This window comes from Gilliamella sp. B2828 (genome assembly GCF_026537125.1).
In the GTDB taxonomy this organism is placed as follows: Bacteria; Pseudomonadota; Gammaproteobacteria; order Enterobacterales; family Orbaceae; genus Gilliamella.
This window is the reverse complement of sequence record NZ_JAFNMU010000005.1, coordinates 1-18,943: the sequence shown is the minus strand read 5'-3', so window position 1 is coordinate 18,943 and position 18,943 is coordinate 1. Positions and strand designations below refer to the sequence as shown.

General features: G+C 34.1%; 17 protein-coding genes and 1 riboswitch. Of the genes, 6 read left to right on the top strand and 11 right to left on the bottom strand.

The window, feature by feature from the left end:
- Positions 1-257 precede the first annotated feature (257 nt).
- Complete coding sequence (locus J3U19_RS05690; RefSeq protein ID WP_267345675.1) at positions 258-1,124, bottom strand: YicC/YloC family endoribonuclease; 867 nt, start codon at positions 1,122-1,124, stop codon at positions 258-260.
- Positions 1,125-1,280: 156 nt separating this feature from the next.
- Here J3U19_RS05690 and rph point away from each other — a divergent pair, with 156 nt between their 5' ends.
- From rph to J3U19_RS05675, 3 genes are all read left to right on the top strand, one after another.
- Entirely contained in the window at positions 1,281-1,997 is a 717-nt protein-coding gene (gene rph / locus J3U19_RS05685; protein ID WP_267340691.1) for a ribonuclease PH, read from the top strand.
- Positions 1,998-2,010: 13 nt separating this feature from the next.
- The gene (gene pyrE / locus J3U19_RS05680; RefSeq protein ID WP_267340690.1) at positions 2,011-2,655 is read left to right on the top strand and encodes an orotate phosphoribosyltransferase; all 645 of its coding nucleotides are present in this window, start codon (positions 2,011-2,013) and stop codon (positions 2,653-2,655) included.
- A 156-nt stretch (positions 2,656-2,811) separates the two neighbouring features.
- Entirely contained in the window at positions 2,812-3,924 is a 1,113-nt protein-coding gene (locus tag J3U19_RS05675) for an SIMPL domain-containing protein (protein ID WP_267345674.1), read from the top strand.
- A gap of 175 nt (positions 3,925-4,099) precedes the next feature.
- Here the strand turns inward: J3U19_RS05675 and J3U19_RS05670 are convergent, their stop codons facing one another.
- Entirely contained in the window at positions 4,100-4,804 is a 705-nt protein-coding gene (locus J3U19_RS05670) for a GntR family transcriptional regulator (protein ID WP_267340687.1), read from the bottom strand.
- 175 nt (positions 4,805-4,979) lie between these two features.
- Here J3U19_RS05670 and J3U19_RS05665 point away from each other — a divergent pair, with 175 nt between their 5' ends.
- Together J3U19_RS05665 and J3U19_RS05660 are read left to right on the top strand one after the other, a co-directional pair.
- Positions 4,980-6,872, top strand: a complete 1,893-nt coding sequence (locus J3U19_RS05665; protein WP_267345673.1) for a glucose PTS transporter subunit IIA — start codon at positions 4,980-4,982, stop codon at positions 6,870-6,872.
- Between the two features lie 14 nt (positions 6,873-6,886).
- Complete coding sequence (locus J3U19_RS05660; RefSeq protein ID WP_267345672.1) at positions 6,887-8,323, top strand: 6-phospho-beta-glucosidase; 1,437 nt, start codon at positions 6,887-6,889, stop codon at positions 8,321-8,323.
- A gap of 75 nt (positions 8,324-8,398) precedes the next feature.
- On the opposite strand, the gene dinB is transcribed toward J3U19_RS05660, so the two are convergent.
- From dinB to thiB, 5 genes are all read right to left on the bottom strand, one after another.
- Entirely contained in the window at positions 8,399-9,454 is a 1,056-nt protein-coding gene (gene dinB, locus J3U19_RS05655) for a DNA polymerase IV (RefSeq protein WP_267345671.1), read from the bottom strand.
- An 85-nt stretch (positions 9,455-9,539) separates the two neighbouring features.
- Entirely contained in the window at positions 9,540-11,252 is a 1,713-nt protein-coding gene (gene cptA / locus J3U19_RS05650; RefSeq protein ID WP_416380272.1) for a phosphoethanolamine transferase CptA, read from the bottom strand.
- 132 nt (positions 11,253-11,384) lie between these two features.
- Positions 11,385-12,095: a thiamine ABC transporter ATP-binding protein ThiQ gene (gene thiQ / locus J3U19_RS05645; RefSeq protein ID WP_267340682.1), complete on the bottom strand. Its 711-nt coding sequence runs from the start codon at positions 12,093-12,095 to the stop codon at positions 11,385-11,387.
- Complete coding sequence (gene thiP / locus J3U19_RS05640) at positions 12,082-13,686, bottom strand: thiamine/thiamine pyrophosphate ABC transporter permease (protein ID WP_267340680.1); 1,605 nt, start codon at positions 13,684-13,686, stop codon at positions 12,082-12,084. Before thiP ends, thiQ begins: the two co-directional genes overlap by 14 nt.
- A complete protein-coding gene (gene thiB / locus J3U19_RS05635; RefSeq protein WP_267340679.1) occupies positions 13,686-14,693 on the bottom strand; it encodes a thiamine ABC transporter substrate binding subunit in 1,008 nt (335 codons plus the stop codon). The genes thiP and thiB overlap by 1 nt, the downstream gene beginning before the upstream one ends.
- 40 nt (positions 14,694-14,733) lie before the next feature.
- Positions 14,734-14,839: riboswitch (TPP riboswitch) on the bottom strand.
- Between the two features lie 304 nt (positions 14,840-15,143).
- Here thiB and J3U19_RS05630 point away from each other — a divergent pair.
- The gene (locus J3U19_RS05630; RefSeq protein ID WP_267345669.1) at positions 15,144-15,296 is read left to right on the top strand and encodes a hypothetical protein; all 153 of its coding nucleotides are present in this window, start codon (positions 15,144-15,146) and stop codon (positions 15,294-15,296) included.
- Between the two features lie 388 nt (positions 15,297-15,684).
- Here the strand turns inward: J3U19_RS05630 and J3U19_RS05625 are convergent, their stop codons facing one another.
- The 4 genes from J3U19_RS05625 to J3U19_RS05610 all read right to left on the bottom strand — a co-directional run.
- Positions 15,685-15,891 carry a hypothetical protein gene (locus J3U19_RS05625; protein ID WP_267340677.1) on the bottom strand — a complete coding sequence of 69 codons (207 nt, stop codon included), beginning with the start codon at positions 15,889-15,891 and terminating at the stop codon, positions 15,685-15,687.
- A gap of 593 nt (positions 15,892-16,484) precedes the next feature.
- Positions 16,485-17,642 carry a hypothetical protein gene (locus J3U19_RS05620; RefSeq protein ID WP_267345668.1) on the bottom strand — a complete coding sequence of 386 codons (1,158 nt, stop codon included), beginning with the start codon at positions 17,640-17,642 and terminating at the stop codon, positions 16,485-16,487.
- Entirely contained in the window at positions 17,642-18,625 is a 984-nt protein-coding gene (locus J3U19_RS05615; protein ID WP_267340675.1) for a hypothetical protein, read from the bottom strand. The genes J3U19_RS05620 and J3U19_RS05615 overlap by 1 nt, the downstream gene beginning before the upstream one ends.
- A 7-nt stretch (positions 18,626-18,632) precedes the next feature.
- The coding region (locus J3U19_RS05610) for a hypothetical protein (RefSeq protein WP_267345667.1) at positions 18,633-18,943 on the bottom strand (311 nt) is incomplete at its 5' end.

Here is an 18,943-nt window from a genome sequence, read left to right as displayed (position 1 = left end):
TTTTATCAAATTTTTTATGTATTCCTTTTTAAGTTTAAAAGACTATTTTCATATAAGGCATCGAAATTTAACTCAACTTACGCCTGACCTTAGTCGGTGGCTTTTGAAAGCAATATCAAGATTTACAGCAGATTTACACCAATATCTATAGAAAATAGCTGATAAATAAAGGAAATAAAACTGGGGCAAGAGCAGCTACTGTGCCTATGATGCCCCATAATATTGACACCAAAATAACGGATAATATACTTAAATATTTATTCAATATTTTGTACTTGTTCTCGAATTTGCTCAATTAAAACTTTAAGTTCAATAGCACTAGCGGTCACATCAGCATTAATTGATTTTGATGCAATGGTATTTGATTCGCGGTTAAATTCTTGCATCATAAAATCAAGTCGACGCCCAATAGCTTCGTTTTTCTTTAAGATAGCATATGTTTCTTTAACATGTGTCATTAGGCGGTCAAGTTCTTCAGCTACGTCAATACGTTGAGCCATCAATACAATTTCTTGCTCTAATCTTGATTTATCGAGCTCAAGATTCGCTTCAGCCAATTTATTGTGCAAGCGCTCTTTTTGCCATTCAAGTATTTGGGGCATCCATTGTCGAATTTTTTCAACTTCTACAGTAATGCTTTCTAAACGTTGAATAATAAGATCGCGTAAGACTTCCCCTTCTCGTTCACGTACTGCAATTAATTCATCAATAGCTGTATCCAATAATGCTACAATTTCTTGTGATATGGCATCGAGATTTTGTTCTTTAGCTGATAGTACTCCTGGCCAACGTAATACATCAATAGGATTGACATCACCTGATTTATATTCAGTTTGAATCCAATGAACAGCATTGAGAACCTGTTTAGCTAAATCTTGATTTAAAGATAATTCTTGATGTTGCGAAGCAGGATCAAGTTCGAAACGTAAATTACATTCTATTTTACCACGCGTTAATCGACTTCTAAGTCGTTCTCGAATAATTGGCTCAAGTGATCGGAACTGCTCAGGCATACGAATATAGGTTTCTAAGTAGCGTTGATTAACCGAACGCAACTCCCAAGAGGCAGTCCCCCATGATTGATTCATCTCTTTTCTGGCGTAGGCGGTCATACTTGAAATCATAATTGCTTCCTAAATTTATAAAAACTTGCTGGGCATTGTATCATAAATTCTGTATAATGCGCTCTTAGCTTAGGCTAAACATCAATCCTTTCTAATTGATGTCCTCCTAAATGATAAATTCAAACAATTTTTTTAATATAACAGCTGGAGAATTGCATGCGCCCGTCTGGTCGAGCTGCGGAACAAGTCCGCCCAATCAAAATAATCCGTCATTATACTAAGCATGCAGAAGGTTCTGTATTAGTTGAGTTTGGTGAAACTAAAGTACTGTGTAACGCAACTGTTGAGGAAAGTGTACCACGCTTTTTAAAAGGCCAAAATCAAGGTTGGGTTACCGCAGAGTATGGTATGTTGCCACGGGCAACCAACTCAAGAACTCAGCGTGAAGCGGCAAAAGGTAAACAAACAGGCCGTACAATGGAAATTCAACGACTCATTGCTCGTTCATTAAGAGCGATGATTGATCTTAAATTACTTGGCGAATACACCATTACCCTAGACTGCGATGTCATACAAGCCGATGGTGGAACACGAACAGCATCAATTACTGGTGCATGTGTTGCCCTTAACGATGCAATCAATAAAATGATTGCGGAGGGTAAATTAAAACAGAATCCTATTAAATCGTTGGTTGCAGCTGTATCTGTTGGTATTGTCGATGGTCAAGCAGTATGTGATTTAGAATACATTGAAGATTCTAATGCTGATACAGATATGAATGTCATTATGACGGATGATGGACGCATCATCGAAGTACAAGGTACTGCTGAAGGTGAACCATTTAGTCATGATGAATTATTAGAATTGCTAGAACTAGCAAAAAATGGCATTGCCACAATTATTGATGCACAAAGACAAGCCTTAAAAGATTAATTGGAGAGGATCGATGAAATCATATAAAAGTGAGTTTATTGAATTTGCTTTAGATAGGCAAGCACTAAAGTTTGGTGAATTCACCTTAAAATCAGGACGAAAAAGCCCTTACTTTTTTAACGCAGGATTATTTAATACAGGTAAAGATTTGGCTTTATTAGGTCGCTTTTATGCTGCTGCGTTGATGGATGCAAATTTAAACTATGATGTCATCTTCGGTCCTGCCTATAAAGGGATTCCGATTGTTTCATCAACTGTGGTGGCCTTATCTGAACACCATAATGTTGATGTTCCTTATTGTTTTAATCGCAAAGAAGCTAAAGACCACGGTGAGGGTGGTAATCTGGTTGGTAGCACTATTTATCAACAACGCGTTATGTTAGTTGATGATGTAATTACTGCCGGTACTGCAATTCGTGAATCAATGCGAATTTTAGAAGATAATCAATCTAAACTTGCTGGTGTATTAATTTGCCTTGACCGTCAAGAAAAAGGTCGTGGTGAGTTATCTGCCATCCAAGAAATAAAGCAAACTTATCATTGCGATGTTATTTCAATCATCACATTAGATGATTTGATTCACTATCTTTACCAAGATCCCTCACGTCAAAATCAAGTTAAACAGGTTGAGGACTATCGAAATCATTATGGAATATAAAAGGCGTCTTACGGCGCTTTTTTTACATCATTTTACAATTTGATGTGTTTTTCTTACTTATCTTAAATTGAACTATTTATAATTTTTCGCCCGTAACGAGTTTCTTAAATCACTTAAAACCACCAATTCGAAATTAATTAAATAATGGGATATAAAATGAAAAAAACATTAATGCTTATTATCTTACTCAATATTGGTATAACTTTTACCTGCTATTCAGCAAATCTTAGGAATATCAATAATAATGAATCTCAAGTTGAACAATTGATCTATGGTAAAAATTTAATTCCCGTTGGAGAAATTGAAGCAAGCATCACTGAATCAATAAAATTAAAACCCAATACTGTTGAGTTCTCGGTGACTTTAAATACTAATGGCTCAACGCCGAGCGAAGCATCAAAACTCAATGCTAAATATATGAAAGAACTAAAAGAATATTTAGTTACACTTAATATCAAAGATAATAATTTAGAAACCATTGATTACAAAAACTATGAACAAAATGATTATAAACAAGTCAATGAGGAAAATGCACAATATAGTGCCAAACTCAATCTTGTTATAAACATTGAAGATAACGAGAAATTTTTAGAGTTAAATAAATTACTTGATAAATACAATATTAATGACGTTCGGAAATTTAAAGATTCCGAAATGGATAAAAAATTTACTTTTACTATTTTAGAATCTGCTAATAGTGCAAGCATGGCAAAAAATAAGGTATATCAGAAATATACAACCATAACTAATGAATTAAAAAAACGGCAACTCGATAATTTCACTATTACTGCGTCAGACATAGAACGAATTTCACCTGAAAAAATAAATGAAAAGCATTATTACGTATCTAATACAGTATTAATCAAAATTAACAACCTTGATGTCATTAATAAAATCATTGCTAAAGTACAAGAACTAAAAATGAAAGTTAACGATGATATTTTTTATAGTGTTTCACCTGATTTTATTGAGCAATCAATGAATGATCATGAAAAAACGTTATTAAATCAGTTAAGTAATAAAGTTGAACGCTTGCTCACTAAACAATATTTGGTGGGTGATCCAAAGTATCTCGAAATGAAAAAAGCTGATTACCAACAGCAATCACCAAAAAGACAAGCAAGACTTTATGGAACATTGGGCATGGCCATGGCATCTGTACCTGATGAGGACACAGCCAATAAAATAAATATCTACGCCCCCTCCGATTTTGAAATACAACTCACTTTAACTGGCAAATTTGAAATACTAAAAAAGATTGAACAATAACTCATTAAAAAAATGATTTGGTAATAGAGAACGTCCCTCCTTAGTTAACAAATATACTTAACCATATGATTAATTAAGGAGAACTCAGATCAGCAAATTTATTAATCATCAAGTTTTAAAAGTTACCTAATGACTAATTTGCTCCCCCAATTCGACTTTGTAATTTAACAAGGTATCATTTAGAGTTACTTTGTACGTAAAACTTAGCATTGTCGTAATGATATATGATGGTTGAAAAGTCAAATGGTTCACCAGCACTGGTATAAAAAATTTCTTCAACACATAGGGCGGGATCCCCTGCGTTTAATCCTAAATAAACTGCGGTCTGCTTGTCTAATTTAATCGCTTTGAAATATTTGTCAGAAAAACCGATATTGATTTTGAAGATATCTTTTATGTAACTGAATATGGAGTGTTCGGCAATCTCTTTATTTAAATAACCAATCATTTTTTTTCGATAGTATGATTGTTCAAGCGCATAAACTTTGTCATCAAACTTACGTAAACGTTTTATAAAATAAACTTCTTCACCATCATCACATTGGAGGTTTTGTTTCACTTTAGAACTTGGTTGAACAATATCTACATTAAATACTTGCGAGGAATTCGGTGAATCATTTAAATCAACACTAAAACCATGACTTTCCAAAAAATTAAGATAACCACGTTTCTGCGGTTGCCTAACAAAAATACCGCTGCCTTGAATTTGATATATGACACCATGCCTTTCTAAGCAGTTTAGTGCTTTAATAATGGTCGTACGACTAACTTGATATTGATTAATTAAACCTTCGATATTAGGCAGTTGGGTATCTTTAGGCAAATTTTGTTGATAAATTGCTTGCTGAATTTTCTTCGCCACATCTCGGTATTTTAGCATTCGTGTTCTTTATTGTTATTGTAATATATGCATCTTATTGTATACCTTCAAATAAGTTAATAAATGAAAATCGTTTTAAAACGCGATCTAGATCACAAACAATAAAATTGGTCATTAACAATTTTTTATTTAGGGATAAGATAGTTTCTCCTACTTGATGAAAGGAGTTTTATGAATGTCATCTAAAATTAGAGATTATAATAAATTGGCAGTTGATATTTTAAATGAGCTAGGCGGGGAAGATAATATCGTCTCTGTTGCTCGTTGTACTACCCGTTTGCGTATTGTTACGCAAAAAACACCCGACCATGCCAAGCAAGCCATTGCAAAATTACCAGGAGTAATTACTGTCGTTGAAAAAGGCGGTCAAATACAGATTGTTATCGGTACGAATGTTGAAAAAGTTTATAATGCTTTTATACAACTTATTAATACCGATAATAAAATTGCCAAAAATTCACAAAGTGGCATTCTAAATCGAGTCATTGCAACTATGTCAGCCGTTTTTGCGCCATTTGTTTATGTATTAGCAGCATCGGGGATTTTACAAGGGATCTTGATTTTAATTAAGTTAGCCTATCCTGAATTTGGAGCTACAGGTACTTACCAAGTTTTTAACTTTATTTCTTGGGCACCGTTTGCTTTTTTACCTATTTTTATTGCTATTACTGCCTCACAACATTTTAGATGCAACATTTATATTGCAGTGGCTTGTTGTGCAGCATTACTTTCACCAACGTGGGCAGAACTTGCTGCGATGATAAAAACAGGACAAGAAATTAATCTATTTGGATTAGCATTATCTGAAACTACCTATGCATCAACAGTATTACCACCTCTTTTTCTAGTTTGGTTGCTATCATATTTGGAGCATTTTTTAGAGCCTCGTTTACATAGCATCATAAAACCATTATTAATGCCATTGATCTGCTTAGTAATTATGGTACCACTTACTTTAGTTGCTATTGGACCAATTACTGCTGGTGCTGCACATTACATTGCTAATGGATATAATTGGATTGTTAACCTTGCACCATCAGTAGCAGGTGGTTTGATTGGTGCTGTTTGGCAGGTATTTGTTATATTTGGCGTACATTGGGGTATTACACCAGTTATTATTGAGAATATCAATCAATATGGGCAAGATTCTTTCCAAGCTTATCAAACCATCGCGGTTATTGGTCAAGTTGGCGCTGCGTTAGGTTTCTATATAAAAACTCGAAGCAAAGAAATGAAAGGCGTATCATTATCAGCTTTTGTGACAGGGATATTTGGTATTACTGAACCCGCTATCTATGGCGTGAACTTACGTTTTAAAAGACCATTTGTTTATGGCTTTATTTGTGGTGCACTTGGAGGCATTGCGGCAGGATTATTTACACCTTATTACTATACGTATGCTGCCTTGCCAGGGCCTTTGACTATTGTCAATGCCATTAATTCAGACCATCCAGGTTCTTTCATTGGTGTTTTAATTGGTTCGGCAATCGCATTATTTGGACCAGTTATTCTTATTCAAATTTTTGGCACAAATGAAACTCAACTAGGTAATGCAACAAGAGAAAATAAAACATCCAAAATTGAGAACGAAACACCTAAAATTATAATTGGTGAAATAAATGTGAGCAGCCCTATGATTGGTAAAGCATTACCACTCAGTGAAGTACCTGACCCTGTTTTTTCGCAAAAACTTATGGGCGAGGGTATTGCTATTGAACCAACCGATAATCATGTTTATGCACCTTATGATGGTGAAGTAACGGCTGTGTTTGAAGCATCAAAACATGCTATTGGTTTGGTTTTAGATAATGGTGTTGAATTATTAATTCACGTAGGTATTGACACGGTCAATTTAACCAATAATGAGTTTGAATACCATGTGAAATTGAATCAAAAAGTGAAAAAAGGTGATCGATTGATCAGCTTTGATCCTCAAGCAATTAAACAAGCCGGTTACCCATTAATTACTCCAATTATTATTGTTAATACTGATCAATACCAAGTAATCACATTAACTGAAAAAGCGGAAGTAAATCTAGATGATAACCTTTTTGAAATAAAGCAATAATAAGGAACCAAAAAATGACTAAAAATCCATTTTTATGGGGCGGAGCATTAGCCGCTCATCAATTCGAAGGTGGTTGGAATGAAGGTGGTAAAGGACCAAGCGTGGTTGATGTCATGACTGCGGGAGCACATAACGTTCCAAGACAAATCACACAAGAAATTGAAGCAGATAAATTTTATCCAAATCATACTGCCATCGATTTTTATAATCATTATAAAGAAGATATTAAACTGTTTTCTGAATTAGGTTTGAAATGCTTGCGTACTTCTATTGCTTGGACTCGTATCTTTCCAAAGGGTGATGAATTAGAGCCAAACGAAGAAGGTTTACGTTTTTATGATAATGTATTTGATGAGTTAATTGCTAATGGTATTGAACCTGTTATAACTTTATCTCATTTTGAAATGCCTTTACATATTGCTCGTCAATACGGTGGCTTTAGAAATCGTAAAACAGTTGAATTTTTTGAACGTTTTGCAACAGCTTGTTTTGAACGTTATAAAAACAAAGTGAAATATTGGATGACGTTTAACGAAATTAACAACCAAATGGATACCAGTAATCCGATATTTTTCTGGACTAATTCAGGTGTGAAGGTTCAACCCGATGAAAATCCGCAAGAAGTACTTTATCAAGTTGCTCATTATGAATTGTTAGCAAGCGCCAAAGCAGTTATCGCCGGTAAAAAAATTAATCCTAATTTTGAAATTGGCTGTATGATTTCTCATGTACCAATTTATCCATATTCTTGTAATCCACAAGATATGATGGCATCTGAAATTGCGATGCACCAACGCTTCTTCTTCCCTGATGTGCATGTTCGTGGTTATTATCCATCTTATGCCTTAAAAGAGTTTGAACGAGAAGGTTATAAACTTGATATCACCGATGAAGATTTAACGATTTTAAAACAAGGTACCGTTGATTACATCGGCTTTAGTTATTACATGTCAACTGTGGTTAAAGCTGATGCTAAAAATGATCATCGTGACAATATTGTCAATGGCGCTTTACCTAACGCGGTTGAAAATCCTTACATTAAAAGCAGCGATTGGGGTTGGCCAATTGATCCTGAAGGTCTACGTTATACTCTTAATCGTTTATACGATCGCTATCAATTACCACTATTTATTGTTGAAAATGGTTTTGGTGCTATCGACGAATTAGAAAACAGCAATAAAATTCATGATAAACCACGCATCGAATATCTTGGCGCCCACATTAAAGCAATGCAAAAAGCCATAGATTATGATGGAGTTGATGTCATGGGTTATACCGCATGGGGTATTATTGATGTCGTATCATTTACAACTGGCGAAATGAAAAAACGTTATGGTGTGATTTATGTAGACCGTGATAATGAAGGAAACGGTACTATGAAACGCTATAAAAAAGATTCATTTGATTGGTATAAACAAGTCATTAGCAGTAATGGCGCTAATTTAAAATAATACTAATAAGCAAGTTGTAATTTTTGGGGATGTTGTGTTCTTACATACATCCTCTTTTTTTATCTGTCAAAATCATTAAAAATTAAAGAGCAATTGCTTATCAAGCTGCGGATCAATTAAAGTAACATGGAAACCAATTAAACGTACTCCACGATCATTTCGACGTTCATGCCAAACTTTATAGGCTTGTTCGATTAAATCTTGTTTATCAAGTTTAGACCAAACATGTTCTTGCGTAGTAAGTTGAAAATCATCAAATTTAAACTTGACACCTTGGCGAGCTATCGACAAATCAGAACGAACTTTACTTAGCCGATTTTTGATTTCTTCAAATAACGGTTCAAACTGTAATAAACATTCATCCCAAGTATGAATGTCGTTAACTAACGTACGCTCAACCCCAACGGATTTACGTTGCCTATCATTACAGACCTCCCGCTCATCGATACCTTGACATCTTTCATATAGCACTCGCCCAAATTTACCAAATTGATTAAGCAATTTACTCACATCATAATTAATCACATCATTACAGGTGACTAACCCTAATTCCGTTAATTTTTTTTCAGTCACTTTACCCACGCCAGGAATTTTTTTAAGGGGTAATTGAGCAATAAAGTTTGCAACATTATCTGGCGTAATTACATATTGTCCATTAGGTTTGTTCATATCTGAAGCGATTTTAGCTAAAAATTTTAGTGGGGCAACACCAGCCGAAGCAGTCAATTCTAGCTCTTTGTATATCGTCTGGCGGATATCTTGAGCAATTAAAGTAGCTGAGCCATGACAAAGTTTACAATCGGTCACATCTAAATACGCTTCATCTAATGACAAAGTTTCAATCGATTTAGTATAACGTTGAAATATTTGATGGATTTGCTTGGAGATTTCTTTATAAACAGCATGTCGACTTGGGATAACTTTAAGATTAGGACATAATTTCAGTGCTTGTGACATAGACATTGCACTATGTATCCCATATTGACGAGCTAAATAATTTGCAGTAGCAACAACGCCGCGTTTACGTGGATCCCCCCCTACAGCTATCGGCAAATTACGATAACGGGGATTATCTCTCATTTCAACTGCGGCATAAAAACAATCCATATCAACATGAATAATTTTTCGCATAGATTACTGTTTCACTGCATTTAAAATATAACTGTATAAATATACAATAGCATACCTTAAATGCTGGTGTAAACACTCTATAGACTTACTTTGTCAATTTTTCAAAATCAATTAATCCATTTTTATCATAAGGATCACCAATCCAGCGTTTTCCCTCATAATAATTAGGATTTACTAAACTTTTTTCTGGTAGATATAAATTATAGCTCAGTCCAGCTAAATCAGACCATGTATGGATCAAATTCTGAGTACTAAATTTACGATTCACATAAGCATGATAGTTGTTAGGATGAGAAGCGATCCAACTAGGTGATTGCCATAACATAAATGGTATCGTATACATGGTACGTGTTGGTGCCTTTTCGTTACGGCCTAAAATATCATGTGGCGGAGTTTGGTAAACATCTTCACCATGATCAGAGAAATACAACATAAAGCCATTATCATGACTATTTTTGAATAGATTAAATAAAGTAGTTGTCACAAAATCATTATAATTTATAGCATTATCATAAGAATTGTATACATCCACATCCTCATCATGAATCTTAAATGGAATACTCGCTTTATCTTTAAATCGATCATATACCCCATCTTTTGGATAGCGGAATTCATATTTCATATGTGTGCCAAGAAGATGAATAATAATAAATTTCTTTTCTTCAGGTTCAGCAAGCACTTTCTTAAATGGTTCAAAGACCGACTCATCATATTGTCTTGAACTTTGATTTCGATCGTTATTCATATAAAATTGTTCATCTGTTTGTTTAGAAAACATCGTCAACATCGTATTGCGTTTAGTGATAGTTTGTTGATTGGTTATCCAATAGGTTTTATACCCCGCTTGTTTCATTAAGTCAATTAATGAGGGTTGGCTGAGGTAAAGGTCAGGATGTTGTTCATCCGCAAAAGTTAAGGCTTGTTGTAAAACCTCTATGGTATATGGCCTTGAAGACACAACATCATTAAACACTAAAAATTCTGGATTATCTTTTTTAAATTGCTCAATTTGTGGCGTCGTGTTACGGGGATATCCATAAATATTCATGCGATTGCGTGTGGTTGATTCACCGATGACTAAAACCAGTGTTCTTGGCGTATTTCCATTAGCATCATGTAAATCCTTAACAGGAGGTAAAGTACTCAAATGATGCATTATATCTTCCATATTCGAAAGTTGAGATCGATAAGCAATATAACTATTAATTAGTTGCCAAGGTACAGTGGTTTCCATTCGAGTTAACAAATGTGTTGCCGCTTTTTGCAAAGATGTTTTTTTTATTGTGACACTAATAACGAGTGGCATAATGGCATAAATAACAATTAATAATGACACAATCCATTTGGTTGGATTTTTGACATAAACAGGTCTTACTATGCTCCAAAGATAGATTCCAATTAAACAATATATAATCACGATAGCGATAAGTTTGAAACTAAAATACTGCTGAATAAATTCATTCGACTCAGTTAGATTTGATTCGGCCATGACAAAAAACACACTTTGAGAAAATTCCTGACGATAAATTATAAAATAACTTATTGAAATCAATGATAAAAATCCTACAATCAAACCATAGACAGTGGCAATTTTTCGAGTCTGATTTGGAAATAGTAATACTGGAATCAACCAAATTAAACTATAGATGATTGAATCACGTAAGCCAATAACATTAGCATGCCCAGAAGCAAAAATATAAAGTTGTAAACTACTGGAAAAATAGGTAAAAAATAAAACAACAACGATAAGTGCTGACCAATTAAACTTTTGGTTTTCTTGTATATTTGTCATGAAAATTTATTCGACATCAATAGTTATAGATGCGCATAAAATACACATACTAGATTAAAAAAACCTTAAGTAATACCAGGCTGATATTTAGAAAAAATTAATAGATCATCTCGTTAAGTAAATCTTTGAAAAAACCGTCTATTTTTTATTTAATGACAAACCTAATAATTTAGCAATTTCCGCATTTTCGAATTTGTTAAGTTGCCAAGGAGAATTATTAAAAATGATCTTCCCACTATCAACGACTATACAGCGTGAAAAGTTGTTCAAAGAATCATCCAGATAATGGGATACCATGAGTAACGTTAATGCCAATTCTTCACAAATATGATTAACCAACTCTAGCATTTCAAACCGCAATGCTTGGTCTAATGCCGAGAATGGTTCATCCAACAATAAAATAGGACGATGTTGAATTAAACAGCGTGCCAAAGCAACCCGTTGGCGCTGTCCTCCTGAAAGTTGATTGGGGTAGCGCGCATTAAAACCGGCTAAACCAACTTTAGCCAGCATATCAGCGACATTTTGCTTCTCAAAATTTGTTATCTTTAATGACGGTTTGATACCTAAAGCAATATTTTGCTCGACGGTTAAATGATCAAATAAGTTATTATTTTGAAACATCATTGAAACTGGGCGCTTACCGGGTAAAGTATGAGTCATGTTTTGATGGTTAAGGATGATTTTCCCTGAACTTGGAAAAATAAATCCTGCAATCAAACTTAAAAAGGTACTTTTACCTGCACCACTGGGACCAACAATGACCACTTTTTCTTGGGCATCAATTTGCACATTAAAATGCATCTTAAAATCATCATATTGATAATTAATTTGATTAAGTTCGATCATAATCCATCACAAATAATAAACTAAAAGATAAGATTAACAAAAATGCAGCCGTCACTGCGCTTTCTTGATAATGATAATGCGCTATTTGTTGATATAAATAAAAAGGCAATGTGGAGACTGCCTGTCCGCCAAATAATGCAATAATCCCAAAATCACCCATCGACAATAATGCCGAAAAAGCCACAGTCAAAGTAATGAGTTTTTTTAATGATTTATATTCGATTAAATAAAAATGATTAATGCCTACAATGTTTAATGTCTGACTTAATTGCCAATAACGTGATGTGACATCATACATGGGTGTCTCAAGATTTTTTAAGACAAAGGGTAATGCCATTAAACCATTACAAAGCATCATTAATCCACAAACGAACACTGCATTATCTGCCCATTGAAATGACACAATAAACAATCCAGATGCAAGCACCATGCTTGGAATGGCTAAAATTAATGACCCAACTAACATTAAACGATTGCTCCATTGTTGCTGTTTATTAATCAGTAGGCGGCTATTGGTCCAAAGCAATAATAAGGCAAGTAATACAGCAATCATGGCTGAACCAAAGGCAATTATTAACGAATACATAACCGATTGTTGAAAATCTGAACTTAACAGCGACCATTGGAAATAACTTATACCTTCAATTAATAACATAATCATTGGCAACAAAATATACATTCCGCCAAAAACAACAATAACAGCACTAACGATGCCCATCGTCACAGTAATTGGCAAACAATAATGAGGACGGATATACTGCACACTCAAATCGCGATAATGATTTATTTTTCTCATAAGCCAAACAAAACTAATACAGCAAATAAGTTGAATCAACGCCAATATGATGGCTTGTATCAAATCAAAGTCCCGAATCGATTGATAGATCGCCACTTCAATCGTAGTATATTTAGGTCCTCCTCCTAATGCCAATACAATGGCAAAACTGGTAAAACAAAGCAAAAAAACCAGTCCGGACATAGGTAAAAGCTGCCGGCGCAATAATGGCCATTCGACTAATTTAAAATAAGTAAAATGAGAAAAATTCAGCTGTGCAGCCAGTTGCTTTTGCTCAACAGGAACACTACTTAATGTTTGATAAAATAGACCACTTGCATAAGGAAAATTCAAAAAAACATGTGCTAATAAAATGCCCGATAATCCATAAATTGAAGTTGAAAAAGATAATCCTAAATAAGCAAAGCAAGAAGCGAATAAACCATGTTGACCATAAACGGATAATAGACCTGTTACTACAACTAATGTTGGTAGAATAAAGGCAACGGGCATAATCCGTATTAAAAAGCTTTTTCCCCAAAAATTAATCATTGTTAACGATTTAGCCATAACAACGGCCGCAAATATCGACAATGATGTCGATAATATAGCTTGTATGAAAGTAATCCAAATAATATGCAACAAATAGTTATCAAAATAGACTGTTAGATTATCGTATTTCATAGCTGTATAGCAAAGTGCAAATAGAGCTGTACCTAAAACCAATATTATTAAGCTGGCAGCGCTAATACCTGGCAGTAACGTTCTAAAATTCAACATTGCACTATATAAACAGATTAATCGTTTACTTTTCATTACTGACTAATGGCTGATTGCCATTCACGTACCCAAGCTTTTTGATTATCAGCCACTTTCTGTGCATCAAATTCAAGAGCTTTATTGATTTTATTAATCTGGTCAAATGCAGGTGGTAAAGAAGTGCTTATAATAGGATACATAACATTTTTTTCAGCAAATTGCTGTTGCACCTCAGGCGTTAATAAATATTGTAAAAAGCGACGTGCTAATTGCGGTTGCTGACTGTATTTAGTCATGCCCGCTATTTCAACTTGACGATAATGCCCCTCATCAAAAACAGCAGAATTATAACGAAAATCTTGATCGTTAATGATATGTGCAACAGGAGAAGTACTGTAACTAAGCACAAAATCAGCTTCACCTTTTAAAAACATACCGTATGCCTCACTCCAACCTTTGGTAACCGTTACGGTATTTTTAGCAATCTTTTGCCAGGCAAATACCGCATCATTACCGTAAATGCTTTTCACCCAAAAAAGTAAACCTAATCCAGGCGTACTGGTTCTTGGATCTTGATAAATAATCTTCCAATTCGCTTTATTTTCAACTAATTCATGCAATGAGTGAGGAGGACTTTTTATTTTTTCTTTATTATAAATAAAAGCAAAATAACCGAAATCATACGGAATAAAATCCTCATCCCACCAATCAGTGTTAAGATTATTAGGTTTAGTTATTTGGTGGGGAGTAACTATATCAGCCTGTTTGGCTTGCCCTAAAAGATTGTTGTCTAACCCTAAAATAACATCGGCGCTCGTTTTATTACCCTCTAGGCGAAGGCGATTTAAAATTGACACACCATCCCCCAGAGTAACAATATTAAGTTGGCAATCACATTGAGCTTCAAAACCCTGTTTAATAACTTCGCCAGGTCCCCACTTAGAAATGAAAGAGTTGTAACTATAAATGGTCAAAGTAGGTTTATCATAAAGATTAGCATTGGCTGAAGTTGCCACGAAAAACACAGAAAATAAAAATGACTGTAAAAATTTATTACAAAACATTTTGCCTCCAAAAAAGCGAATAAAAGACAAAAGGTTTGAGCAGAAACAATAACTCAAATCCCTCCGCTGGCATGACCCAGTTCAGGTTCGACGAGTTGCATTAGCAAATAATACTCTCAGTCCTTAGGACACCCCGTTGAGAACGATGTTAGTTTAGTAGTTAGTTGAATGATTGTAAATAAAGAAAGTCGTTTGTTTTTTTGTAATCATTTTTAAGTAAGAAAATCCATTGATTTCAAATAAATTTCAATTATATCAATAATTATCAACCTAAGATCCTCATCTAAGTATAAAAAATGGATATGCTAAATGAAAAATAGCGATATTTATAAAAAATATTTAGGAGTCTATACCGTCTCGTTTTTCTATTTTTATATTATTATTGTATATTTATCATTTATTCTTCTATTCATTTGAAAATTTTTTCTGGAAAGGATCCTATGGTAATTGATGAATATGCCTTGCATTCATCAATTACCAGAAGTAACTTTTTGGTATGATGCAAAAGATCCATTTTTGAAAGCCTTACCATTTGAAATGGGCAATCAGTTGCATATCATTATTAAACCAAACAATATCGTTTTATCCGATATCTTTCAATAAATTATGGAGCTCTCTTCAAAAAACACACCTAACCAGATTCAAAAGTGCTATCGCGCTTTCGAATACAGCTGTTGATTTGACGCCAAATGAACATCAATTGCTCTTCAGTATGTGCCTGTGTTTCATTAAAAGGAATTTTGTAATACATTCTGATACCCTATAGGGGGGATTTAAAAGTTGGATCTGTCATATGAATTCCTAACATAAATACATACCCTCTGCCATCGGTACCCTTCTAAAAGATTGAAATATCGGATGTACTCGTATCCTCCATACGTTCAAAAATGACACCTTGGTGCTCTATCAGGATCTTTTAAGGGATAAAGGATATAATTGCTTTCAAATAACTTCCATCAATCAAATGATCAGGCTTAGTTTCTCTCAACTCTTACTCACGCAGGGTTATCATTTGTTTAAAAGAGAGCAAATATTGTCGTTGAGTAGCAATGTTGTTATTATCACTCTGATAATAACAACATCCTCCGTGACTTGCTTCAAATTGAACTGGTAAATTAATTAGATAAGTGCCTAAGCAACGGATTGAGGAATTTTCTAAGCTTTGCGTCACTTGTTGTTTTTTTGATAAATCAGCCATACGCACTCGAGATAAGAGTTCGTATCTCCTTTAACTCAGAAAGATCAAGACGATTTTTAGCACCAATATGATCTGTTGCAGTTTTTTTCATTGATGTTGTTAACCTTCAACAACCCAACAGCTGACATGCTATTTTCTAAACGCCAAACTTTTTCTGAATTTATATCTCTGCTATCTTTATGTTTAACTTTTAAATTACTGCCCATCATTCCCGGAATAAAATATTTGGCACAATAATTCTTTCTTTTTTATTTAACATAGTATGTAGCTTATTGTCTGTGGTTGGAACAGTATTATATTAGAACGACTGCTGTTGTTTTCTATTCCACATATTTTCCTACTTATCCAAGATTAATTTTCTAGGACTAAAGACTCATATATCGATTAACCATTGATTTTTTTTGATCCGTGACTCTTAAAAAATTTTTTTATCGGCAATGAATGCATTGTTGCTAAATAGATAGGTTCGCATACATAAATTGGTTTGGATCATTTGCGGTTCAATCCACCATTTGTCTAACACTTCTATGACTTTTGATGATCCATTTATATCACATAAGCAAACCCTATTTGCAATTAATACAGGATTTCGTCTAAGGTTGAGGATGAAAATCATCTATTTCATCTCTCCATTCATTATAATCCCAAGTTACTATTTTGGTTTTCAGCTCTTCCAAGTAGTCTAGTGCCGCTTGTTTTTCGGTTGGGCTAAGTTGCTGTTCTAATCGATGTTGAATTTGCTTATTATATTCCCAAACAGGCGGTAGTTGATAAGCATGCCATGCTAAATTATTGCCTATCTTGATGATTTTTTGTTTTGCATAATCACTTAACAGGGACCAGGCATAGGCTTTCATCGGATCTTGATCCCGTCCTAAACCATATAAATACGCTTCAGTCACGCGTAATATTCCTATAATTGAGCTATGTTCCGCCATTAGCTGCGCATAATCTATGGCCTGTTTTAAATCGTCTAATTTTAATATTTTTCGGTATTCGATTAATTTATTCAGTTTCTCGTATTCTTTATCCTTGTAATGGTCTCCTTGTTGAAATAATATTCGGGCTGTTAAATCTTCGTAGCAGTGATAGCCACCTTCAATTGCAAAATTTAAATACTCAATACTTTTTTCTAATTGCTCATCTGGACAAGAGCGCGCCATTCCTTGTTCATCATACCAACAAAAACCCATTCCCAAGCCCTTTTCATACGCAAAATAGGGATATTTTAAATCGGCAAACTTATCCCACAAATAACTTCTCATTTTAGTACTTTTAAACACCTCTGGTTCTACTAACGGTTTACCTGCACTATCCACTAACTGATCCCGATACTTATCCATAAATTCTGTAAATGAGATCATCCCTTCTTCTTTGTAATCTTCATTAAAATGTTTCTGCCAAGTAAGGAGAGAATAATAATACGGCATGGCATTTTTATCCCATTGCCAGGCATGTTTTAAAAATTTGACTAAGTTGTCCGGACTAACTACCGCATGAAATACTTGATCGTCAAAGGCTGATTCATACAGCTTTTTAGCTTCGTCAATACGTAATAATTGATTTTCAGGAATGGTTGAAGGGTAAATGGTAAAGTCCATAGGTAGATTTTCCAGTTGATTAAGCTTGTGGTTTCGTTTTTTTGAATGATCAGTATTTAAATAAATCAGACTAATCACAACACAAAAACCAATTACACATATGATTAACTTTTTTAGTAAAGATTGAATTGTTCTTGTAGGATAATTCATTAAAGATATTCCAAATCATTCTGATTAAAGACATCCACTTTGACAATGCGACCTTCTAATTTGCCTTTGTTAAAAACCCGGCAAGGTAAAATTTGATTTTTGGGTGCAAGTTTTTTTATTTCTTCATATATGGGATAAATGGGATTTAGTACACCTCTTTTAATCATTTCTTCCTTATAAACATTCATATTTATCAATGTTTTTTTGTATGTTTCTCCAGTGGATAAAGCATATCCCCATAGGGCACAAGAAGTAAATGGCATGATCATTTTATTGATCTCTCTTTTTGGTCGATATTTATAAGAAGCATTATCTAATGTGGAATTGGATGCTGTAATCTGTCCATAACCCATGATACTAACTGCAAGATTACTAAACTCGTCAACATTGCCCGCAAAATTTGCATAAGTCACTTGTCCTAAACAACGAGTTTCTTGTAATTCTGATATGGTTTTCGCTAAACAAATTTGATTCTTTATTTTTGTTATATCTAGCGTATCTTCATACGCACTACCCCGACAAGAGTGTAAAACAAAAATGCCCTCATTTGGGTGCCAAGGTAAACGCTTTATGTTATCTTCTTTGTCAAAACAAATTTTTTTATTATTTCTAAAAATTAAAGATTCATGGCTACCATGACCGAAATAATGAACTTGCCACAATGCGTATTTTGCTGCCGTTTTAGCGTTGGTAAGTTCATTATACAACTTTGTCCATTCTGCTTTAAATTGTGGTGGATGTTCAAAACCTTTAATAATTCTTACTTCTGCATTTGGATATTTTTTCAATATTCTCGATCGTTTATGTTCTGCTGCTCTTTTAAAGTCTGATGCTCCCGTACCACCATAAGCAAATAACACAAATAAAGGAATTTGCACATTTTTTAGTTTGATGTTATGAAAGACTATGTTTCCACGTTCAATTTTTTTTGTTTGGGCCGTAAATACAGGGCGATTTTTTTGATTTCCATTGTTATTGGGCATAATTAACTTACCTGCTTATCATTTCTATGGTTATTGTTTCGTTTTCATTGACAGTATGAAAGGCTTTTGTATGTCCATTTTCATCCGTTTTACCCTGCACTTTTTTTCCATCAGGTAGTGTGGCAATATAAGGCTCGTTGGCATAGATTTTTCCGGTTTCATCATTGCAAATAAATTTCACCGCATAATCACCTATCATATCAGGCAACGTTAACGAGTCACTATTTATCGTTGCCGGTCCCATTTTTTGCAGAGCATTGCTTTTTATATACACATTATCCGCTGTGCCCAGCTCAATGCCCTCACGGCTGATTTTGA